The organism is Gaetbulibacter sp. M240 (assembly GCF_043876815.1).
Taxonomy (GTDB): Bacteria; Bacteroidota; Bacteroidia; order Flavobacteriales; family Flavobacteriaceae; genus Gaetbulibacter_A.
On record NZ_JBAWKA010000003.1, the window covers coordinates 44,384 to 67,371 of the forward strand.

Genomic DNA, 22,988 nt, shown 5'->3' on the forward strand with positions numbered 1-22,988 from the left:
TTTTAATTAACTAGGATTTTTTTAATTACCGAACGCTTGTTGTCGTCAGAAATTTTAATGAGATACATTCCCGAAGCTACCGCATCCAAATGAATCTGCTCATTAAATTGAGATCGGTCTGAAAACCGTTGGTTATAAATACTGCGACCACTCACATCAAAAGCTTCAATTTGAATGAATTCCGATTCGGCTCCGTTTAAGCTTACCGTAAAATCACCGGAATTCGGATTCGGATACACGCTCAGATCAGCAAAAGCCGGGGTGTCATCCATACCCAGTGTAACCGTGGCAATACAAAAATCTAGATACCAGTTGTTTAAAGTGCCTACGTCACCGGCATAATTATCCATTACCGTGAGTTGCCAGGTTCCTGAAATATCCATGCCTTCAAAGACACTTAAAGGTTCTACAGGGGTATATGTCCCTGTCGTGGGTGTGGCACAAAAAACAGCAGGGGCACCGTCTTCAAAAATAATATCAAAATCATTATCTCCGGTACCAAAACAATTCTCATCCCAAAGGGTAACACTGGTATTGTTGGGAGATTTCAAAACGACTTTTAAGTCACTAATATACGTATGGGTTACATCTACATTCACCTTCAAACTACTTATCATGCCATTGTCCGGAACGGTTATAAAGCTTGTGGTGGTATTTCCATCTCTAATAGCGAGATTTAAATTGCTGGCCGATGAATATTGTTGATTACAGGTCGTTGTTACATTGTAACCTATTGCAAAATCAGTGCTATTTACGGCATAAAAAATATTGTTTACCGGTTTTACCATAATACGGCAAAATGGTGCGGCTAGGTTTGGTACGGTAATTTGTTCTGATCCATCGTTTGGGGTATTTGATTTCAATACCGTGTTGAATGTTAATCCGCCATCGGTGGAAAGAAAGATATTGACGTTCTGAGTGTTTACACCTGCCTGATCATTTGTATTAGCAACATCCCAGGTAATGGTTTCTGTGGTATTTTGGGTCCAGCTAATATTGGTGCTAGATTGTGATGTCACCATAAAGGGCCCTACGGGATTTGAAGGCGTACCATCGATAACCTGTATTTGCATGGTATCGAAACTTGATTGACCACTGATTGGGTTAGACGGGCTCCGATCTCGAACTGTTAAGGCCCAGTTTAGGACCCGGTCTACAGTAGCCGCTGTTTCCCAATCACTACCCAGCCCCGGATTGGTTTGTGTCACCTGGCCATTCAGAACACTGGAAAGTCTGGGGATATATCTATAAGGTGAACTGCTTGGTGGTAGCGAACGATTCATGGGTTCGGTTGTAAGTGTTGGGCCAAAATTCAGGTAATTTGTTATGCCGTTATCGATTTGTTCCCAGCAATAGGTTAAATTATCATTAATATCAGCATCTGTGGCCAATCCTTTCAGCAGATAGGGCGTACCCGCTGGAATAATATAATCGATACCGGCATTACTTAGGGGAGGATTATTTGATATAATCTGGGTTGTCTGGCAGCTTTTGGTGCTCAAATTCGTTAAGATCTGCTTGATGCTGTGATAGTGAAAATAGTCATCGCTATCCGGTTGCACATCGTTTTCACCCGTTATGCCGGCATATGCCATAATCGTGGAGCCACTTCCGGGTTCCGATTGTACATTATTAGTTGGTTCATCCTCGAAAGCAAAAGTATGGCGCGCACCCATTTGATGACCTATCTCATGTGCCACGTAGTTAAGGTCGAATGTGTCACCCTCAGGAATACCATTGGCAGGTGATGAAAACCCACTGCCTTTATTATGGTCTGTGGGAGCCACAGTGTCATTATTACAAACGCAACCTAAGCAGCCGGCATTACCGCCGCCACCAGAAGCGCCAAATAAGTGTCCGATGTCATAAGCGTTATTGCGTTCGTTTAGGTTAGCGCCCAGTACATTGGTCGTAGATAAGGTGTTTTGTAATTGAAGACTCCAACCATTTTGTGAATTAGTATTACTACTACTGGCACCAATATCTGCATCGGAATAAGGATCATTTGCGGCATTATTAAAAATTAAACCGGGAGCATCAACAAGCTCGAAGGTCACAGCCATATCGGTTTCAAATAGTTCATTTATTCGGGACAGCGTAACATTTATAGCTGCCAGTGCATCAGAGATCGCATTACCGTTTCCATTATCACCATCATCATGATACGCCGTGTATTCAGAGGTCGTAGAAATAACAATTCGAAATTTTTGTAAAGTTTGGGTATTAGCTCCGCCTTCATCTAACTTTGCTATACTTGTTTTACTCACATTATCTTGGAGGTTTTCTATGGTTGCACAATTAAAAAGACCGCTATTGTCCAGCTTCATATTTTTGTTATAAACCATGTATTCGGGGGACCCTTTGGCCACAGGTTGCATAAACACGGTTGATTTGTCAGGAGCCGACATCATGCCATGCAAGCCTTGCGGAGAAACACTAAGACGTACCCGGGCCTTACTTCCATCGGTTGCAAAACCAACATATGATTTAATATAGGGATATTTGGCTGCTAATGAAGGTGAAAAAACGGAACGCTCTACAAGCTGAAACGGGTGTATTGTTCCAGAGGCATCAGGAAGATAAATAGTGGTGTCATCCGGTAGGATATTTTCTTGTAATTTCCATAGTATGTTAGGATCGGTTAAATTATAAACGGCAGCTTTTTGAGGATTAATATGAAGATCTACAAGTTTTTGTGGCACTTCATCCAACCCTTGTAGTTTCCAGTAACCATTTTGCGATAAAGCGGAAAAGCTGATCAAAAATATGGTTATTGATAAAACAAAATGTAGATTTGTTTTCAAATTAAAATAAGGATTCCTTAGCATTAAGCTTTTTTAACAAAACTAACTTATTTTAGTGATATTAACAATCTGAATTCCGGATGAGTAAAGTAGAAAACCTCCAAGATTATACCTCCGAAAATCCTACAGCGGTTACGATAGGAACCTTTGACGGTGTTCATATCGGGCATCAAAAAATAATTTCACGTCTTATAAAAATAGCTAAAAAAGATGGATTAAAGTCCGTTGTATTAACCTTTTTTCCACACCCGCGAATGGTACTTCAAAAGGACACCAACATCAAACTTATAAATACCATTGATGAGCGTACCTCTATTCTAAAAGCAACCGGAATTGACTTTTTACTGGTTAAAACTTTTACCAAGACCTTTTCCAGATTAAAAGCTGAAGATTTTGTGAAAGAGATTTTGGTGGATACGCTTCACGCTAAGAAAGTGATCATTGGGTATGACCATCGTTTTGGTAGGAATCGTAATGCTGATATTATGGATTTAAGGAAATTTGGTGAAACCTATGATTTTGAAGTTGAAGAAATTTCAGCTCAGGATATTGATGACGTGGCGGTAAGTTCTACGAAGATCCGTAATGCACTAATGGCCGGTGATATTCAAACAGCTAATGCCTATTTGGGTTATAAATTTATGCTTTCTGGTACCGTGGTGAAAGGTAAAGGCATGGGTAAGGACCTCGGTTTTCCAACAGCAAATATTGCTGTAAAAGAAGACTATAAACTCATTCCAAAATATGGTTCCTATATCGTAAGTTCTGAAATTGATGGAGCCATTGTTTATGGGATGATGAATATAGGGGTGAACCCAACCTTTCAGACCAATAAGGAATCCATTGAGGTCCATTTTTTCGATTTTAATAAAATCATTTACAGCAAAACAATTCAGGTCGATCTTATAGCTCGCCTTCGTGAAGAACAAAAATTTGATTCTGTAGAGGCGCTAAAAGAACAACTTCAAAAGGATAAAGCTGCAACACTTCGCTACCTAAAAGATCATTAAAAATAAGAACAGGAATAGCCTTGGGATTTTACATTCGAAATAGTTACTGACTATCTGAGTAATTCCTTAAATTTGTGGCTTAAATTTTTAAGTATGTTACAGGTTTCTTTTATTAGAGAAAATAAAGATGAGGTTATTAAGGCACTTGCTAAACGCAACATGGATGCTACTTCAATGATCGATGAGGTGGTGACCTTAGATGAGGACCGACGAAAAATCCAAACAGAATTGGATAATACCTTGGCAGAATCGAACACGCTTTCAAAAGAGATCGGAAACCTGTTTAAATCCGGTAAGGCACAAGAAGCCAATGTACTAAAAGAAAAAACCACCCAATTAAAAGAAGCTTCTAAAAGTTTGGGCGAGGCGCTGAATAGCACGGCGGACAAACTTAATGATCTGCTTTATAAAATTCCGAATATCCCTAATACTATTGTCCCTAGTGGAAGCACGGATGCGGATAATGAAGAAGTATACCGAGAGGGAGACATTCCAACACTGCATGATGGGGCGATGCCACATTGGGACCTGGCCAAAAAGTACGACATTATCGATTTTGAGTTAGGAAATAAAATTACAGGTGCTGGTTTTCCGGTTTACAAAGGAAAAGGAGCGCGGTTGCAACGCGCTTTGATTGCCTATTTTTTAGATAAAAATACGGAAGCAGGATATACAGAATATCAATTGCCACATTTAGTGAATGAAGCTTCAGGTTTCGGAACTGGACAACTACCGGATAAGGAAGGCCAAATGTACCATGTGACTGAGGATAACCTTTATCTCATCCCTACGGCAGAAGTACCAGGAACCAATATTTTTAGGGACGTTGTTTTAAATGAAAATGACCTACCCGTTGCCATAACCGGGTATACGCCATGTTTCAGACGCGAAGCGGGAAGCTACGGGGCACATGTACGAGGACTTAACAGGTTACATCAATTTGATAAAGTTGAAATTCTACGCGTAGAACATCCTGATAGTTCCTATGTAGCACTTGATGGTATGGTGGAACATGTAAAAACTATTCTGAAAGAACTTAAATTACCCTATCGTATTTTAAGATTATGCGGTGGCGACCTGGGCTTTACTTCTGCGCTAACCTATGATTTTGAAGTGTTTTCAACTGCTCAGGATAAGTGGTTAGAAATTTCTTCAGTATCTAATTTTGAAACTTTCCAGGCGAATCGCCTGAAATTGCGTTTTAAGAATAGCACCGGAAAAAATGAACTGGCACATACCTTAAACGGGAGTTCACTGGCTTTACCACGAGTTTTAGCTGGTATTTTAGAGAACTACCAAACACCGGATGGCATCCGTATTCCAGAGGTGTTAAAACCCTATACCGGTTTTGATATTATTGATTAATTTGTAAGAAATAAACTTCAAATAAATTATTCATTTTAATAAAATATCGATAAAGTGTCAATTTATTACGCTGTTTAACGATTTTTTTTGGTAAAATTTTGTTTTTAGGAAGATTGTTAGGAAGTTTATACCACCTAAACCAATCAAACCACCTAGACCATGAAAAACCTTAAACGCATTTTACTATTAATTGCCTTAATTTTTTTCGCAAGCAAAGTACTTTTTTCAGATTTTGATGCTTCAAGATCTTCAGAGAAAACTATAGTAGTAGCTCATAAATAGTAGATTCCAAGACAGGGCAAATGTTTGTTGGATCTTTATTTTATCAGCATAATAATATACTTTTTTAAGAGCTGTCCCCAATCTAGTTAACGTTTATCTACTTTCAGTAAGTTGATATACATGTATTTTGGTTGGTTAGTGCCCGAATTTTATTCGGGCATTTTTTTTACGCCTATTTTTCAATCGCTCCACACACAATTGTTATATTTACCATATGAAATCCCTGATCCTTTTATGTTGTTTTATGGTAAGCCTCGGTTTTGCTCAAGAAGACCGCCTGGCCAGAAGTTACTTTGAGAATGGGGAATATGCCAAAGCAACAGTAGAATATGAAAGGTTGATTGACCAAAGTCCTAATAACCTCAATTATATCGAGAACCTCGTTGACGCCTACCAGCAGTTGGAACAATACCAAAAGGTCGAAGATTTTATCAATAAATTATTGAAACGGGTGCCTTATCCGGGATTCTATGTGTATTTAGGGTACAATTATCAGCTTCAGAATAACCAGGAACAGGCCGACCATTATTATAACGAGGCTATTACCAGTGTTGAGAATGGTGTTAATAATGTGTATGGCGTTACCCGAGCGTTTAAAAAATACGCTTTAATAAAAGAGTCTATTACCGTCTTTGAAAAGGCCATGGAAATTAATCCTGATTTTAATTTTAATCTCCAATTGGCCCAACTCTATGGCGAGCAAGGCAATCTTCATAAAATGTTTAACAGCTATTTCGATTTTGCCGAGAAAAATCCGGTTTCAAAAAGCACCGTAATACGTGCTTTGACTGATTTTATTTCAGAAGAACCCGAGGGAGAAAACAATCAACTTTTCAGAAAGACCCTGCTAAAAAAAATGCAGCAAACACCTAATATTTTATGGAATGAAATGTTGAGCTGGCTATTCATTCAACAAAAAGAATACAATAAGGCCTTCATACAGGAAAAAGCGATTTTTAAGCGGCAGCCTGAAACGTTGTTTCGTATTCAGGATCTGGCCGAGATCGCTGCCTCTGATGGCGATACAGAAAGCGCTAAAAACATATACAGTTATTTAACAGAGACGGCTCAGGATATAGACACAAAACTGAACGCAGAATATCATTTATTACAACTTGAGGTAAACGAGAATGATGCCTCACTTTACGATGCTGTGAACAAAAAATATCTAGCCCTGCTGGACGCATATGGCCGTTACCAGCAAACACTGGATTTGCAAATGGCCTACGCTCATTTCCTAGCCTTTAACTTTAACAATATTGATCAGGCAACCAAACTGCTGGAAACAGCCTTGGACTTGCCCCTTTCAGAACAAGAAAAGGCTAAAGTAAAAATGGAACTCGCCGATATTCTGGTGTTGCAGGAACGCTTCAATAAAGCTTTGATCTATTACACACAAATCCAACGTAGTTTAAAAAATAGTGAAATCGCTCAGGAAGCCCGATTCAAAGTGGCTAAAACCAGCTATTTTAAAGGCGATTTTAAATGGGCCGAAGCGCAGCTCAAAATCCTAAAATCATCAACTTCGCAATTAATGGCAAATGATGCCCTGGAATTAAAATTAGTGATCTCAGACAATAAGTATGAAGATTCAACCCAAACGGCTTTAAAGCTTTATGCAAAGGCTGATTTACGTAAATTTCAAAACAAACCAAAAGAAGCCATAGCTATTTTAAACACCATAATCGAAAACCATAAAACAGAGCCTATTGTAGCTCAGGCACTGTACAAACAAGCCCAGTTATTTGAAACTGAAAAACGTTTTAATGACGCCGCTAGAAATTATCAATTGGTTCTCGATAATTATCGTGATGGAGTATTGGCTGATGATGCTTTATACTATTTAGCCAGACTTTACGATGGGGTTTTAAACCAGCCACAACAAGCGAAAGCCTTGTACGAGCAAATTCTGTTCGATCACGAGGATAGTATTTACCTGGTAGAAGCACGCAAGCGCTATCGGGCTATGCGGGGTGATCTGGTGAATTAAATAGATCTAAATTTAAAAGAGAAAGTCATGGTTATATATAATGTTACAGTTAATGTTGATGCCTCCATTCATCAGGATTGGCTGGTATGGATCAAGGAACACATTCCACAGGTATTAAGTACAGGGAAGTTCAACCGGGCAACCCTTACCCGGGTACTTTTGGATGATAACTCCGGGGCTTTCACCTATTCTATTCAATACCGGGCGCATTCACGGGAGGCACTGGATGATTATTACAAGGATCACGCTGAAGGCCTCAGAAAAGCTGGAGCCGAAAAGTTCGCCGATAAAATGCTTGCCTTCCGCACGGAACTCGAGTTTATCGATGAGTACAGCGTCGATTTTGAGTAACCCCATTAGAACCACCATAACACTATGAGCGTTAAAGCCAAAAAACATTTAGGACAACATTTTTTAACAGATGAATCCGTAGCGGAAAAAATTGCCGATTGCCTAAGTTTACAAGGTTACGACGATGTACTGGAAATCGGTCCAGGGATGGGCGTGCTTACAAAATACCTGTTGAAAAAGGAGACTACAACACACGTTATCGAGATCGATGCCGAATCGGTGGAATACCTGAAAGCTCATTACTTGAGTTTGGCACCAAGGATCATCGAAAAGGATTTTTTAAAATTCGATCTGAATACGGTGTTTAACGGAAAACCCTTTGCCATCATTGGAAATTTCCCCTATAATATTTCTACCCAAATAGTTTTTAAAGCTTTGGAAATGCGTGATCAGGTACCCGAGTTTGCAGGCATGTTCCAAAAAGAGGTTGCTCAACGCATCTGTTCAAAGGAAGGAAGTAAAGTTTACGGGATCCTTTCAGTATTAACGCAGGCCTTTTTTGAAGCCGAATACCTTTTTACGGTTCCGCCGGAAAAATTTAACCCACCGCCAAAGGTTGATTCCGGTGTTCTGAAACTCACCAGAAAAGCTAATTATCAGTTGCCTTGCAACGAAGCCTTATTTTTTCGAACTGTAAAAACAGCGTTTCAGCAACGGCGAAAAACCATTCGTAACAGTTTAAAAACATTCAATTTATCTGATAATTTAAAAGCAAATAGTATATTTGGCAAACGACCGGAACAATTAAGCGTCTCAGAGTTTATACAGCTCACGCAATCCATCGAGAACGATAGTTAAACTTTAAAAACCTCCCTTTTGTCAGAAGAAAACGAAAACATACAATTCGAACTCACTGATGAACTTTTAGATCAGGTTCGGCAACTCGTAGAAAAACAAAGTAATAAGGAACTTCATAAATTACTTGAAGATTTCCACTACGCCGATATTGCCGAAATTCTTGATGAACTTAACCTGGAGGAAGCGATCTATGTTATAAAGTTACTCGATTCCGAGACGACTGCCGATATCCTTATGGAGCTCGATGAAGACAATCGAGAAAAGGTACTTCGTAATCTATCAGCTAAAGAAATTGCTGAAGAGGTTGAAGAGCTGGATACCGATGATGCTGCCGATATTATTGCCGAACTCCCTGAGGAACGTCGCCAAGAAGTGATCTCCAATATTGAAGACGAAGCACATAAGGCCATTATCAGGGAATTACTCTTGTATGATGAGGATACGGCCGGTGGACTTATGGCGAAGGAGTTAGTAAAAGTATATGAAACCTGGACCGTAGCCGGCTGTATGCGTCGCATTCGCGGTCAGGCCAAAGATGTTACCCGTGTACATTCCATATATGTGGTCGATAAGAACAATCGTCTCATAGGACGCCTCTCTTTAAAAGATCTTATCACCGCGAAAAGCGATCAAAAAATCGCTGAAATTTCTAATTCGAATGTTGATTCGGTAAATGTTCACGATGAGGCTGAAGATGTAGTGCGTATCATGCAAAAATACGATTTGGAAGCCATCCCTGTAGTCGATGACAATCAGGTGCTACTCGGCCGAATTACCATCGATGATATCGTCGATGTTATGAAGGAAGAAGCCGAGAAGGACTACCAGTTAGCCGCAGGTATTACAGGTGGCGTGGAGGCCGATGATAATATCTTCCAACTTACCAAAGCCCGGTTGCCTTGGCTGCTAATAGGAATGTTTGGAGGTATTGGTGCCGCTAGCATCATCAATGGATTCAGTGACGCCTTCCTGAAATTCCCAATACTGCTTATTTTTATTCCGCTCATTCAGGCCACCGCCGGAAATGTTGGAGTGCAGTCCTCGGCCATTGTGGTGCAAGGGCTCGCCAACGACACCATCGACGGTAAAATATTAAGTCGCTTATTTAAAGAGTTCATCCTCGGTTTGGTCAATGGCCTAGCCATTTCCATTATTGTTTTGGGCATCAGCCATTTCATCTTTCATACCACCTATTTAGAATCCTTAACCATTTGTATCGCGCTCATTACGGTCATCATAATGGCTGCACTTATAGGAACATTCATCCCCATTTTTCTCGACAAAAGAGGGATTGATGCCGCAGTCGCTACAGGACCATTTATCACCACGAGCAACGATGTATTTGGGATTTTCATTTATTTCCTGATCGCGAAACTCATTCTCGGGTTTTAAATATTTTTCAGGGCGTTCCCATGCGGGTCGAGCTTTCCGTTATATCTTTTTTTCATACTTCAAAAAAGGATGCCACTACAATCCCTAACGCGTGTACCGTCATGGCGAACAAAGTGAAGCAATCTCTTCATTGTAATTCCAGTTGTCATTCAGAGCGGCATGAAATGAAGCGAAGAATCTCAAAAAATAATCTGTTATAAATTAAAATTGATTGTAGTTTCCATCTTAACTCCTTGGCAGAAATAAATGCATTAAAATAAAAATAATGATAATTAAAACTCCGAGAACTATCCAAAATTTTTGGTTATCGTTATCAAATCCGGAAATTATTCGTAAGATAAATTTCAGAAAATTTTCCAATTAAATATTCTTTTAATAAACCCTTTATTTTCTGGATTAGACTGTTTTAGGTAAGATTCAATATCCGGATTATCAATACCAACTGATTCTAAAATTGCTTTTAATTTGTCTTTATCACAACGTTTTTGAGCCTTTTCGAAAGCCTCCAATTTTCCACTAAGCACTAAACGTTCGTTAAGGGTTCCTTTATTGTTCTGCATTGTTGATAAATTGTAACATTTAAATAACGTAAAATTATTCAACAGTTCAAAACCTTTAATAAGATTACCACTTCGCTGTGCTCCTCGTAATGACGTTCCATTCCGTCATTGCGAACAAAGTGAAGCAATCTTTCAATTAGCATTGCAACTGTCATTCAGAGCGACATGAAATGAAGCGAAGAATCTCTAAATATAGTTAACCAGATTCTTCAGTCACTCCGTTCCTTCTGAATGACAAAACATTTTGTCATTGCGAAAGAAACGAAGTAATCTGTTCAAAACGAATCCAAATGTCATTCCTGCGAACGCAGGAATCCATAAAAAGATTGTAATTTTACCAACACAAAACGCGTACAATACCGGCCATGAAAATCCTGCATCTCGACACCAATCACCCGCTGTTACTAGAACAACTCAATGGTCTGGGTTTTACCAATCACGAAGATTACACAAGTTCCAAAGAAGCCGTTGAAGCCAAAATAGCCAAATACGATGGGATTATAATCCGCAGTCGGTTTACCATCGATAAAACCTTTTTGGATGCCGCTAAAAATCTAAAGTTCATTGGCAGGGTAGGTGCCGGGGTAGAAAATATCGATGGCGACTACGCCCGAGAGAAAAACGTTACCCTTATTGCAGCACCCGAAGGCAATCGCAATGCGGTGGGCGAGCATACACTGGGCATGATCTTATCACTTTTCAACAAACTCAATAAAGCCGATCATGAAGTGCGCTCCGGAAAATGGCTGCGAGAGGCCAATCGAGGTATCGAACTCGATGGCAAAACGGTTGGTCTTATTGGGTATGGGAATATGGGTAATGCCTTTGCCAAAAAACTTCAGGGCTTTGAGGTTGAGGTTCTGTGTTACGATATTAAACCCAATGTTGGTAATCATTTTGCCCGCCAGGTTAGCCTCGAAGAATTTCAGGAAAAGGTTGATGTTGTGAGTTTACACACACCGCAAACACCGCTTACCATGCATATGATCAAGTCAGAATTTATTTCCGGATTTGCAAAACCTTTCTGGTTCTTTAATACAGCGCGCGGTAAAAGTGTGGTTACTTCCGATCTGGTTTCAGCCCTAAAATCAGGAAAAATCCTGGGCGCCGGACTCGATGTTCTGGAATACGAAAAAGCTTCTTTTGAAAGTTTATTCACCACCGAAATGCCCGAAGCCTTTCAATATTTAATTCAAGCCGATAATGTATTGCTCACGCCACATGTGGCCGGTTGGACGTTAGAAAGTAAAATAAAACTCGCGCAAACGATCGTTGATAAGATCAAAGCAAAATTTTTCTAAATTAGTAGAAATCAATTTACTAATGTCATGCCAAATACTGTTACTTCCGTAGATGCCTATATCGATCAATTCCCGGTCGAGCGGCAGGAAGTCTTGCAAAAACTCCGAACCCTCATTAAGACCAAACTCCCAGAAGGTTTTGAGGAAGGCATTCAGTTTAATATGATAGGCTATTATGTACCACATAGCTTGTACCCAGACGGTTATCATTGTAATCCCAAAGAACCTTTACCATTTTTAAATCTGGCATCTCAAAAAAATTCGATCAACCTGTATCATATGGGGCTCTATGCCAATAAAGCGCTTTACGATTGGTTTGTAGAAGCGTATCCAAAACATTCAAAAACAAAATTAGATATGGGGAAAAGCTGTATCCGCTTTAAAAAGATTGATCAAATCTCACATGACCTGCTCGGAGAATTAATGCAAAAAATCACGCCTCAAGATTGGATTACTACCTACGAAGAGGTATTCAAAAAAAAATGATCCGCTTCTACAAATTGCATTTATTGTGCTAACTTTGCCAGCAAATTTGAGCATTTGTCCTTTCCAGAAATTTTACAAGCCTATGATCTGACGCTATTAAAGTGGGTGGCTATGGCCATAGCTTTCTTTGTTTTGGGCATAGCCAAGGCTGGGATCAAAGGTTTTGGAACCATCATTGTGGTTATTTTAGCATTCGTTTTCGACGAAAAGGCCTCAACCGGAATTTTATTACCCATGTTAGTGGCCGGAGATATTATGGCGGTTACCTTTTATAACCGACACGCAAAATGGGATTACATCTGGAAACTAGTACCGTGGATGGCTGGAGGTGTATTGCTCGGTGTATGGATTGGTAATGCGGTTTCCGAAGCCATTTTCAAGCGTCTTATGGCTATTATAATTATTGGTTCAGTGGTCGTTATGTTCTTTACCGAAATGCGAAAATCCAATGTTGTACCACAAAATAAATGGTTTGCCAGAATCGCGGGTTTTACCGCCGGATTCACTACTATGGTAGGTAATTTGGCCGGACCCATAGCCAACATTTATTTTCTGGCCATGCGTTTTCCTAAAAATGAATTTATCGGTACAGCCGCATGGGTGTTTTTCATTATCAACATTTTTAAATTACCCTTCCACGTATTCGTTTGGAACACCATCGATGGGGAAAGTTTCCTTCTAAACCTCGTTATGTTACCTATTCTGATCATCGGATTTTTAATAGGTGCACAAATTGTAAAGCGCATTTCCAATCTCAGTTACCGGCGTTTTATTTTGGTTGTAACCGCTCTTGGTGGTCTGGTATTGTTATTCAGATAAATTTATTATCAGTCTTTTGGGCGTTACCCTTCGGGTCGGGCTATCCGTTACAAGTCCTCGCGCACAGCGCTGTGGGCTTTCCACTGCTATCCCTAACGCAAATTCGGTAATTACGAACCACGTGAAGCACTCTGTATTTCGTGTTTTGTGCTGTCATTCAGAGCGGCATGGAATGAAGCGAAGAATCCCTGAATATAATAAACTAGATTCTTCAGTCACTGCGTTCCTTCTAAAAGACAAAGGAATTCGTTATTTAGAGTATAGCAACCTGTTTCATGAGATTACCACGTCGCTGCCCTTCTCGTAATGACGTTCCATTCCGTCATTGCGAACAAAGCGAAGCAATCTGTATTTCGTTTTTTGGGTTGTCATTCAGAGCGGCATGAAATGAAGCGAAGAATCTCTAATTGTAGTTAATCAGATTCTTCAGTCACTGTGTTCCTTCTGAATGACAATGCAATTCGTTATTTAGAGTATAACAACCTGTTTCATGAGATTACCAAGTCACTGCGCTCCTCGTAATGACGTTCCAATTCGTCATTGCGAACAATTTGTCATTCCTGTGAAGGCAGGAATCTACTTTATATCTTAATACGATTTCAACTAGTTACAGATTAATTTTTTTTATTACTTTTAAACCTCAAATCACAAAACAATTAAAATGGCAGATAAGAGTAATTTAGAAGACGACCTAAATAAAATAGCTGAAGAGGCAAAAACTTCAGCCTCAGAATTTGCCCAAAATGCGAAACAAACTATGGGATCAAACGACAACAAAAAAGTATTAGCCGGTGTATTAGGAATCCTTTTTGGAGGCCTCGGAATTCATAAATTTGTATTAGGGTATAATAAGGAAGGGATTATCCTTTTGATCGCCACCGTATTAACCTGTGGATTCGCCTATATTATCGGATTTATTGAAGGAATTATTTACCTCACCAAATCTGATGAAGAGTTTTATAACACATATCAGGTAGGCAGGAAACCCTGGTTTTAATAATCTAAAAAAGTAAAAATTCAGGTTTTTACTTTTTTTATTTATTTTAATATCGTAATATTGCGATATATAAATAATAAAAAACTATGGGACTCACAAAATCTCAGATATTCACCGACGAACAAAATGATCTGGCCCAGTTTTTCAAAGTATTAGGGCATCCGGCTCGCATTGCTATTTTACAGCATATTAGTGCTCAGGACGCCTGTATTTGTAACGATCTGGTTGAAGAAATCGGGCTGGCGCAGGCTACCATCTCTCAACATTTGAAAGAACTTAAAAGCATCGGATTGCTTCAAGGTGATATTGAGGGGAAACGCATGTGCTATTGTATCAACGTGGAACGTTGGAATACCATTCAGGAGCAACTCAACAGTTTTTTTAATACGACAAAATCCAATTGTTGTTAGCCTTTATTATCTTCCGCGAAAGCATAAAAAAATTATTTTAAATCATGAAAACACACGAATTCTTAACCTTACTGGAGCAGCATAAAAACAAAACACTCCTTTTTGAGTACGCCCCCAATGCCTTTGTTGGGAATAATTATCACATTACCGAAGTAAAACATATTCAAGTCGATTCTGTCGATTGTGGAGCACAAACCGATGCTTGGAATGAAACCATAGTACAGCTTTGGGAAAGTCCGAATGATATTGGTAAAGATCAAGCTATGAGTGTCCTAAAAGCGCTTGGGATCCTTAATAAAGTGGGTCGTATAAAACCCTACAACCCGGTAGCTGAACTCAAGATCGAATATAGCAATGATGCGTTCCACACAGCTCAATTATTTATAAACGATTATGCTTTACAGAATAACAGTCTTATTCTTAAATTAGCCGTTCAAAAAACCGATTGCAAAGCAAAAGAGGCCTGCGGTATTAAAGAGGAGGCACAGCCGTTAGGTGAAGTTGCTGAACCTTGTTGTGAACCCGGAGGTAATTGTTGTTAATTTAAAATGCTGTAAATGAAGAATATTTTAGTTTTATGCACAGGGAATTCCTGTAGAAGTCAGATGGCACATGGCTATTTAATCCATTTTTTAAATGAAGATCAGGCCACTGTTTATAGTGCAGGAATTGAAACTCATGGTCTTAATCCGGGAGCTGTTTCGATCATGAAGGAAGATGGTATAGATATTTCAAAACACACCTCAAATCATGTCGATGAATATGCTTCAGTCGATTTCGATTATATTATTACGGTTTGTGATCATGCAAATGAAAATTGCCCTTATATTCCTAGTAAAAATGCGCAGCGATTGCATCATAATTTTTTTGACCCTTCTAAGGTTATTGGTACAGAAGAAGTAAAGCATGAGGCCTTTCTTAAAGCTCGGGAAGAAATTAAGGGATATTTCAAAAAATTCGTTGAAATGCACTTTAATTAGAAGGACATAGATTAAAAACTATATTACGCATGATATTTCAACTAATTTTTATGTTTTAAAAGACTAAATTTCTATATTTGAGTTTATTATTCCACCAATAAGGTAATCCGTAAGGATTATTCTAAAAATTCCACCAAATTGTTTTAGAACCCGTTTTATGGTTCATAAGCAGCGCCATAGTGATATGGTGTATTGGTCGGAATATGCCGAAAAAAGACCCTAAACAGGAGTAGGTATTACTAAAACTTTATTTCTATGAAAAGAATAGTTTTTTTACTAACGCTCCTTTTATGCGTTATTTTATTTCAGGCTTGTGACAAGGGTAACACCTTTTCCACATTAAATCTAAATATCACCGGATTGAGCGATGTCGGGGAAAATTATACCTATGAGGGCTGGATCATGGTGGATGGTAGCCCCAAGACAACAGGTGTTTTTAATGTAAATGCCTCAGGAGAATTATCGTCAACCTTTTTTAGTTTAGATGCTGATGACCTTAATTCAGCGACAGCCTTTATTTTAACCATTGAACCTTTTCCGGATCCTGACCCTAGCCCCAGTGATGTTCATGTTTTGGCTGGTGATTTTTCGACGAACTCAGCAACTTTGACGGTAAGTCATCCAGCGGCCTTAGGAACTGATTTTACGGATGCTACAGGAACATATATTTTGGCAACACCAACCGACGGTGCTGACACTAATGAGAATGCCGGTGTTTGGTGGATCGATCCTGTTGATGGCCCAAGTGCCGGACTGGATCTGCCTACCTTACCTGCTGGATGGAAGTATGAAGGTTGGGTAGTTATGGGAGGCGTACCTTTGTCTACCGGAACGTTTACAAGTGTTTCTGGTTCTGATGATGCAGCACCTTATAGTGGTGCTATGGCGGGTCCACCGTTTCCAGGTGAAGATTTTCTCATGAATGCACCAGATGGTATGACATTTCCGGCAAGTCTTATGGGAACAACCACTGTTATTTCCGTGGAACCGGATCCAGATAACAGCCCGATGCCTTATGCCTTAAAACCTTTAGTAGGAGCCGTGGCTAGTGATGCAGCGGTTCATACACCTTACATGATGATGAATAATGCAGCTGCATCCAATCCTACAGGGACGGCTGGTAGATAATTTTATATTGATTAGTAGTTAGTGAAGCAGTATGTTTTAACTTTTAAAGTTAAGATGTACTGCTTTTTTTAATGCATTAGTTTCCGTTCTTATCGGCAAATTTGCGTTCCAACTCAGCCTGAAATTCTTCCATAACAGGACGCACAGTACTTTCCGGTAAGTCAGCAATTTTTATATACATCAAACCGTCTACAGAGTTATTAAACAAAGGATCCACATTAAAAGCAACCAGTCGTGCATTCTGTTTAATGTATTTTTTCAGCAGTACGGGTAGGCGTAAAGCGCCCGGTTCGATCTCATCAATAAATTTATCAAATTTGTTCAGATCAGCTTCTGCTTCATCAAAAACAAAATCTTTATCAGCATCCTTGAGCTTTACTTTAAATTCTTTCTTGGGGCGCACGTATTGGGCAATATAAGGGTCGTAGTAATGCGATTTCATAAACTCGACCATCAATGATTTTGAAAAGTTGGTAAACTGATTACTGATGCTTACACCACCAATTAAATATTTATGTTCCGGAAACCTTAGCGTCGTATGCACGATACCCTTCCATAGTAAAAACAAAGGCATGGGCTTTTGTTGGTATTCTTTAATAATAAAGGCACGGCCCATTTCTATCGACTGGCTCATCATTTTATACAATTCCGGTTCAAATCTAAAGAGATCCTGAAGATAAAAACCATCGATACCGTAGCGTTCAAAAATCTTAGATCCCAAGCCCATACGATACGCTCCCGCAATCAGTTTACGTTCACTATCCCATAAGAACATATGATGGTAATAGGTATCAAAGGTATCCAGGTCGATCGCTTCATTGGTGCCTTCGCCAACTTCACGAAACGTGATTTCTCTAAGGCGTCCAATTTCCTGAAGTATGTTTGGTATACGATCAGCAGGAGCAAGGAATACTTCATAATTTTTACTTTGAAGCAATCTAAAATCCCCCTCATAAAGTGCTTCAACCTCCTTTTCCATAGCCTTCGAAGGAACAGGCGTAACGATTCGTTTCGGGCTTTTAGGGGCTTTTAAATTCGAGGTAATATTTTCAAATAATTTTTTATTATCAAAAGAATTTGAAAGCATGTACGTTTTTCGGCGTAAAAATTCCGAGAAACCATCTATATCCGAAAACTCTTTTTGGTCATCAATTGAAATTGGACGACCGATACGCACCTTGATCACGCGGTGTTTTTGGGTGAGGAGTTCTGAAGGTAATTTAGCCGTTCGGAAGATATCACTGATCTTGGAAAGCTTATAAAATAACCGACTGTTTTTAGCATGGAAATAAATGGGGACCACAGGAACTTCGGCCTTCTTAATAAGTTTAATGGCGGCCTCCTCCCAGGGACGATCTACAACCAGTTTGCCATCGCGGTAGGTTGAAACTTCACCTGCAGGGAAAATACCTAGCGGTCGCCCTTCACGTAAGTGCATAATTGCGCTTTTGAATCCAGAGATGCTGGACTTCACATCTTTCCGATCTTCAAAAGGATTTACCGGCATGATATACGGTACCAATGGCTCGATACGATGAAGTAAAAAATTGGCAATGATCTTAAAATCATTACGTTTTTCCAACATTAATTTCAACAATAAAATACCATCAATTCCTCCCAAAGGATGGTTTGAAATGGTTATGTAAGCACCGTCTTTCGGCAAACGTTTCAAATCCTCCTCCGGAATCTCAAAGCGAATTTCAAAATCGTCTAAAAGAGCATTTAAAAATTCTAGATCTTTCAGATGCTTGTTGCGATTATAAATTTTATTTAAAGTAGAAATCTTTAAAAGCTTCATGAGGAGCCACCCGATAAAAGTCCCTACAAAACCATACTTATCTAATTGTATGGCTTTAGCAACTTCTTTTGCACTAACCAGTCCGGTATCTTGTTGTTTGGTCATGGGTGTAAATGTACTAAAATGTTTTATTTTGTAACCAATTGCATGGTCTCTGGAGTTAATTGTTTTAACAATAAGGTTTTACCTTTTTCAATATCACGAATGGTTTTATCTGTGTAATGCCTAATGGTATACAAGGAAACGTCTTCATAACTGGTTACCTTGAATTTGGCTTTTAACTCTTGAAGAAGATTCTCGAGGTTGTTGTAAAGGTCCTCGATACATACGGAAAAGCTGATAGCCGAGTTCTGTATGGCATCGACCTTCATTTTATGTTTATGTAATAAATTGAAAATATGGCTTATATTTTCTTCTACGATATAGGAAAAATCTAAAGAGGACAACGATAGCAACACCTGGTTCCTTTTTACAATAAAACAGGGAGTTTGCGGACTTAATTTAGGGTCTTTGCTGATTTTGGTTCCCGGTAATTCGGGGTTTAAAAATGATTTTACAAACAAAGGGATTTCCTTGCGCTGCAAAGGTTGCAACGTTTTTGGATGAATTACTGTAGCACCGTAAAAAGCTAATTCGATGGCTTCCCGGTAGGAGATATGATTCAGTAACTGGGCATTTTCGAAATAGCGTGGATCGGCATTCAAAACCCCTTCAACATCTTTCCAGATCGTGACACTTTCCGCATTTAAAACATAGGCAAAAATAGCCGCTGTATAATCACTGCCCTCCCGGCCCAATGTTGTCGTAAAATTATTAGCATCACTACCTAAAAATCCTTGAGTAATGTTTAATATGTTTGGGTCTATTTCCTTTTTTATAGCCTTTTGAGTTTGATCCCAATCTACATGGGCACGCCTGTAATAACTGTCTGTTTTAATTAAAGGGCGCACATCCACCCAGGTATTTTTCAATCCCGTTTCGTTAAGATAAGCACTCACTATGGTGGTTGAAACCAATTCACCAAAGCCTACGACCTGATCGTAAACAAAATTATAATCGGGCGATTTATTACTTTTTAGGAAAGCGGCTAATTCATTGAATAAATCATTTGTTTTTTTAAAGATCGGGTGTGGTTCAAGGGTGGCAGTATCGGGGTCGAATAACTCCAACATAATAGTGTTGTGAAATTTCTTGACTTCCTGTAAACTACTTTGGAGTGCGGGTTTGTTTTGAAAGTAGTTGTTTACTACTTCTTCCATAGCATTGGTTGTTTTACCCATAGCAGAAACCACGATCAGGGTATTTTTAGAGTCGACCGTTTTTAAAACCCGAACTAAATTTATTACACCCTGGGCATCCTTAACAGAAGCACCACCAAATTTAAAGATCTGCATTATTTTTTCGACATATAGTTTTTAATTCCTTGTTCATCCAGATGCACCACGTTCCAATCTCTTTTAACATCGGCACCTTTATTTTCATAGAAATCGATGGCCGGAGTATTCCAATCGAGGACTTCCCAATTAATACGTTTAACCCCCAACTGATGGCCGTACTGAATAACGGTGTCCAGGAGCGCCGTGCCTAACCCATGACCACGAGCCTTTTCACTCACGATCAGATCCTCCAAGTGTAGTGTTTTACCCTTCCAGGTAGAATACCTAAAATATACGAGTGCAATGGCCTTTATAGATTGGTTTACTTCTGCAACAAAACATTTAAATTGTGGATTTGGGCCAAATCCATCCTTTTCAAGATCTTTAACGGTAACTTCAACAGCATCGGGTTCTTTTTCAAAAACGGCCAGTTCTTGAATTAGTGCCAATACAGCCGGCATATCTGATTTTTCCGCTTTTCTGATATGATAGGTCATGAAACTATTTTATGATTTCAAATATAGGTCAATCTAAAATCTTTTTAGCATCATTTATTAACGAAAACGTTGTCGTTAATTAAAAAATAATAGATATTTGCAGCACCAAACTACAATCTCATGACGCGTAAAAAGCAAACCCTGGGTGAATTTATTATAGAACATCAGGCCTCCTTCAAATATTCTTCGGGAGAATTATCAAGTTTAATAAATTCTATTCGATTAGCAGCCAAAGTGGTGAACCACGAGGTAAATAAGGCCGGTTTGGTAGATATTATAGGGCAATCCGGAGACACCAATATTCAAGGCGAGGACCAGCAGAAACTGGACGTTTACGCCAATACAAAGTTTATTCAAACGATGACCAATAGGAATATTGTTTGTGGTATTGCTAGTGAAGAAGAGGACGATTTCATTTCAATCAATAGTCAGGATGAAAATCATCAAAATAAATATGTGGTTCTAATTGATCCTTTAGATGGATCAACCAATATCGATGTAAATGTATCGGTAGGAACTATTTTTTCAATTTATCGACGGGTAACACCACAAGGAACTCCGGTAACCATTGAAGATTTTTTACAAAAAGGAAATCAGCAGGTCGCCGCAGGTTATATTGTTTACGGCACGTCGACCATGTTGGTATATACCACCGGTGATGGTGTGAACGGCTTTACTTTGAACCCGGCAATAGGGTCATTTTATCTCTCGCATCCTGATATGGAATTTCCAGAAGATGGCAATATTTATTCTGTTAATGAAGGAAATTATCTTGATTTCCCGCAGGGGATAAAAAAGTATATCAAATACTGCCAAATGGAAGAAGGAGACAGACCATATACCTCAAGATACATTGGTTCACTAGTGTCAGATTTTCATCGTAACATGATCAAAGGGGGCATTTATTTGTACCCAAAAAGCACGAAAAACCCAAACGGGAAATTACGTTTATTATATGAATGTAATCCTATCGCATTTTTAGCTGAACAAGCTAAAGGTAAAGCGAGTGATGGGTTTACGCGAATCATGGATATTCAACCAATGGAATTACACCAGCGTGTACCTTTTATTTGCGGTAGTAGAAATATGGTGGAAAAGGCCGAAGAATTTATGCGTGAAAATCAATAAAAAAAGCGGTCCTGAAAGAACCGCTTCGATATTGAAATTACATGTTATATTTACAGAGATACAAGATCACCTGTAATATCTTTGGACGGTAGATCTGATTTACCCATCAAAAAGATATCGACTTGTCTAGCAGCTTCGCGACCTTCAGAAATAGCCCAAACAATTAAAGATTGCCCGCGGCGCATATCTCCGGCTGTAAAAATATTCGGGATATTGGTTTGATATTTTCCATAGGCAGCTTTGTAGTTTGAACGGTCGTCAGTTGCGATACCAAGTTTGTCGGCTAAAGTATGCTCAGGACCTGTAAACCCTAAGGCTAATAAAGCCAATTCACAAGGCCAGATTTTTTCAGTACCCGAAATCTCAAGGAGCTGTGGACGGCCACCCGGAACTGTTTTCCATTCCACATTTACCGTTTTTAAGGCTGTTAATTTCCCTTTGTCGTCGGTAATAAATTCTTTGGTATTGATCAGCCAGTTACGTTCAACGCCTTCCTCATGCGAGGACGATGTTTTTAATTGTAATGGCCAGTACGGCCAAGGCGTTGCAGGAGAACGATGTCCGGGAGGCTTAGGCATGATTTCGAAATTCACTACTGATTTAGCACCTTGACGATTTGATGTTCCTATGCAATCCGAACCAGTATCACCACCACCAATAACGATAACATTTTTACCGGTAGCCTTAATCTGATTCTCAACCTTTTTACCAAATAGAACTTTGGTTTGCTGGGTAAGGAAATCCATAGCCTGAACCACACCATCGGCGTCAATACCGGGTGTTGGCAAACTACGACGTTCCGTAGCTCCACCACAAAGCACTATGGCATCAAAGCCCTTTAGTTTTTCAACATCATAATTAACACCAACATTCACGTTGGTCTTGAATTTGATGCCTTCAGCTTGAAGAATTTCAAGTCGGCGATCGATAATCTCTTTTTCCATTTTAAAATTAGGAATTCCGTATCGCAAAAGGCCACCGATCTCATCATCACGCTCGAAAACGGTTACATTATGTCCCGCTCGGTTAAGTTGTTGAGCAGCGGCTAATCCAGCTGGCCCGGATCCTACCACCGCAACAGTTTTATCGGTGCGCTCTTTTGGAGGTTGCGGTTTGATCCACCCTTCTTTAAAAGCACGTTCTACAATATTTTTTTCGATATTTTCTATAGAAACAGGATCTTCAATAATACCTAATACGCAAGATTGTTCACAAGGTGCCGGGCATAAACGTCCCGTAAATTCAGGGAAATTATTGGTTGAATGTAATATCCACGAGGCCTTTTGCCATTCACCTTGATGCACCATATGATTAAAATCTGGTATCAAATTTCCAAGCGGACAACCGCTATGGCAAAATGGAATACCGCAATCCATGCAGCGTGACCCCTGTTTTTTGATCTCTTCTTCCTTTAGCGGAACCGTAAACTCTTTATAATGCTTTACCCGATCTTCGACCGGAGTATAGTGCTCATCTTCTCTTTCAAATTCTTTAAAACCAGTTACTTTTCCCATTT

22 protein-coding genes are annotated in these 22,988 nt (G+C 39.3%); 16 read left to right on the forward strand and 6 right to left on the reverse strand.

All coding sequences use genetic code 11. From position 1 onward, the window contains the following. Positions 1-2: 2 nt before the first annotated feature. Complete coding sequence (locus V8G61_RS09410) at positions 3-2,804, reverse strand: reprolysin-like metallopeptidase (protein ID WP_394875333.1); 2,802 nt, start codon at positions 2,802-2,804, stop codon at positions 3-5. An 80-nt stretch (positions 2,805-2,884) separates the two neighbouring features. On the opposite strand from V8G61_RS09410, the gene V8G61_RS09415 reads away from it, so the two are divergent. The 6 genes from V8G61_RS09415 (at position 2,885) to mgtE (ending at position 9,992) form a co-directional block, all read left to right on the forward strand. After that, positions 2,885-3,814, forward strand: coding sequence for a bifunctional riboflavin kinase/FAD synthetase (locus V8G61_RS09415; RefSeq protein ID WP_394875334.1), 930 nt, complete (start codon positions 2,885-2,887; stop codon positions 3,812-3,814). Positions 3,815-3,907: 93 nt separating this feature from the next. Then, positions 3,908-5,179: a serine--tRNA ligase gene (gene serS / locus V8G61_RS09420; RefSeq protein ID WP_394875335.1), complete on the forward strand. Its 1,272-nt coding sequence runs from the start codon at positions 3,908-3,910 to the stop codon at positions 5,177-5,179. 496 nt (positions 5,180-5,675) lie between these two features. Continuing rightward, positions 5,676-7,451, forward strand: coding sequence for a tetratricopeptide repeat protein (locus tag V8G61_RS09425; RefSeq protein ID WP_394875336.1), 1,776 nt, complete (start codon positions 5,676-5,678; stop codon positions 7,449-7,451). Positions 7,452-7,478: 27 nt separating this feature from the next. Beyond that, positions 7,479-7,802 (forward strand): DUF4286 family protein, encoded by a 324-nt coding sequence (locus V8G61_RS09430; RefSeq protein WP_394875337.1) that lies wholly within the window; start codon positions 7,479-7,481, stop codon positions 7,800-7,802. A 24-nt stretch (positions 7,803-7,826) separates the two neighbouring features. Continuing rightward, positions 7,827-8,600 carry a 16S rRNA (adenine(1518)-N(6)/adenine(1519)-N(6))-dimethyltransferase RsmA gene (rsmA, locus tag V8G61_RS09435; RefSeq protein ID WP_394875338.1) on the forward strand — a complete coding sequence of 258 codons (774 nt, stop codon included), beginning with the start codon at positions 7,827-7,829 and terminating at the stop codon, positions 8,598-8,600. Between the two features lie 18 nt (positions 8,601-8,618). Continuing rightward, a complete protein-coding gene (gene mgtE / locus V8G61_RS09440; protein WP_394875339.1) occupies positions 8,619-9,992 on the forward strand; it encodes a magnesium transporter in 1,374 nt (457 codons plus the stop codon). A gap of 344 nt (positions 9,993-10,336) precedes the next feature. On the opposite strand, the gene V8G61_RS09445 is transcribed toward mgtE, so the two are convergent. Beyond that, a complete protein-coding gene (locus V8G61_RS09445) occupies positions 10,337-10,552 on the reverse strand; it encodes a hypothetical protein (RefSeq protein ID WP_394875340.1) in 216 nt (71 codons plus the stop codon). Positions 10,553-10,917: 365 nt separating this feature from the next. Here V8G61_RS09445 and V8G61_RS09450 point away from each other — a divergent pair, with 365 nt between their 5' ends. The 9 genes from V8G61_RS09450 to V8G61_RS09490 all read left to right on the forward strand — a co-directional run bounded on the left by V8G61_RS09450 (position 10,918) and on the right by V8G61_RS09490 (position 16,673). After that, positions 10,918-11,853, forward strand: coding sequence for a 2-hydroxyacid dehydrogenase (locus V8G61_RS09450; RefSeq protein WP_394875341.1), 936 nt, complete (start codon positions 10,918-10,920; stop codon positions 11,851-11,853). Positions 11,854-11,880: 27 nt separating this feature from the next. Further along, positions 11,881-12,339, forward strand: coding sequence for a DUF1801 domain-containing protein (locus V8G61_RS09455; protein ID WP_394875342.1), 459 nt, complete (start codon positions 11,881-11,883; stop codon positions 12,337-12,339). A gap of 54 nt (positions 12,340-12,393) precedes the next feature. Then, positions 12,394-13,158 carry a sulfite exporter TauE/SafE family protein gene (locus V8G61_RS09460; protein WP_394875343.1) on the forward strand — a complete coding sequence of 255 codons (765 nt, stop codon included), beginning with the start codon at positions 12,394-12,396 and terminating at the stop codon, positions 13,156-13,158. A gap of 172 nt (positions 13,159-13,330) precedes the next feature. Continuing rightward, positions 13,331-13,465, forward strand: coding sequence for a hypothetical protein (locus tag V8G61_RS09465; protein WP_394875344.1), 135 nt, complete (start codon positions 13,331-13,333; stop codon positions 13,463-13,465). A 354-nt stretch (positions 13,466-13,819) separates the two neighbouring features. Then, on the forward strand, positions 13,820-14,155 hold the full coding sequence (locus V8G61_RS09470; protein ID WP_394875345.1) for a TM2 domain-containing protein: 336 nt from the start codon (positions 13,820-13,822) through the stop codon (positions 14,153-14,155). 86 nt (positions 14,156-14,241) lie between these two features. Further along, the gene (locus tag V8G61_RS09475; protein ID WP_394875346.1) at positions 14,242-14,565 is read left to right on the forward strand and encodes an ArsR/SmtB family transcription factor; all 324 of its coding nucleotides are present in this window, start codon (positions 14,242-14,244) and stop codon (positions 14,563-14,565) included. A gap of 44 nt (positions 14,566-14,609) precedes the next feature. Then, a complete protein-coding gene (locus tag V8G61_RS09480; RefSeq protein WP_394875347.1) occupies positions 14,610-15,107 on the forward strand; it encodes a DUF6428 family protein in 498 nt (165 codons plus the stop codon). 15 nt (positions 15,108-15,122) lie between these two features. Beyond that, entirely contained in the window at positions 15,123-15,545 is a 423-nt protein-coding gene (locus tag V8G61_RS09485; protein WP_394875348.1) for an arsenate reductase ArsC, read from the forward strand. Between the two features lie 255 nt (positions 15,546-15,800). After that, positions 15,801-16,673, forward strand: a complete 873-nt coding sequence (locus V8G61_RS09490; RefSeq protein WP_394875350.1) for a hypothetical protein — start codon at positions 15,801-15,803, stop codon at positions 16,671-16,673. 76 nt (positions 16,674-16,749) lie between these two features. Here V8G61_RS09490 and V8G61_RS09495 read toward each other — a convergent pair whose 3' ends face one another. From V8G61_RS09495 to V8G61_RS09505, 3 genes are read right to left on the reverse strand one after another with little or no spacing between them, the layout of a single operon-like run. Continuing rightward, positions 16,750-18,576, reverse strand: coding sequence for a GNAT family N-acyltransferase (locus tag V8G61_RS09495; RefSeq protein WP_394875351.1), 1,827 nt, complete (start codon positions 18,574-18,576; stop codon positions 16,750-16,752). Positions 18,577-18,599: 23 nt separating this feature from the next. Next, positions 18,600-19,865 (reverse strand): aspartate kinase, encoded by a 1,266-nt coding sequence (locus V8G61_RS09500; protein ID WP_394875352.1) that lies wholly within the window; start codon positions 19,863-19,865, stop codon positions 18,600-18,602. Further along, the gene (locus V8G61_RS09505; RefSeq protein WP_394875353.1) at positions 19,865-20,344 is read right to left on the reverse strand and encodes a GNAT family N-acetyltransferase; all 480 of its coding nucleotides are present in this window, start codon (positions 20,342-20,344) and stop codon (positions 19,865-19,867) included. The genes V8G61_RS09500 and V8G61_RS09505 overlap by 1 nt, the downstream gene beginning before the upstream one ends. Before the next feature lie 120 nt (positions 20,345-20,464). On the opposite strand from V8G61_RS09505, the gene fbp reads away from it, so the two are divergent. After that, positions 20,465-21,472: a class 1 fructose-bisphosphatase gene (gene fbp, locus V8G61_RS09510; RefSeq protein ID WP_394875354.1), complete on the forward strand. Its 1,008-nt coding sequence runs from the start codon at positions 20,465-20,467 to the stop codon at positions 21,470-21,472. Between the two features lie 50 nt (positions 21,473-21,522). Here fbp and V8G61_RS09515 read toward each other — a convergent pair whose 3' ends face one another. Further along, complete coding sequence (locus V8G61_RS09515) at positions 21,523-22,986, reverse strand: glutamate synthase subunit beta (protein WP_394875355.1); 1,464 nt, start codon at positions 22,984-22,986, stop codon at positions 21,523-21,525. Positions 22,987-22,988: the final 2 nt, after the last annotated feature.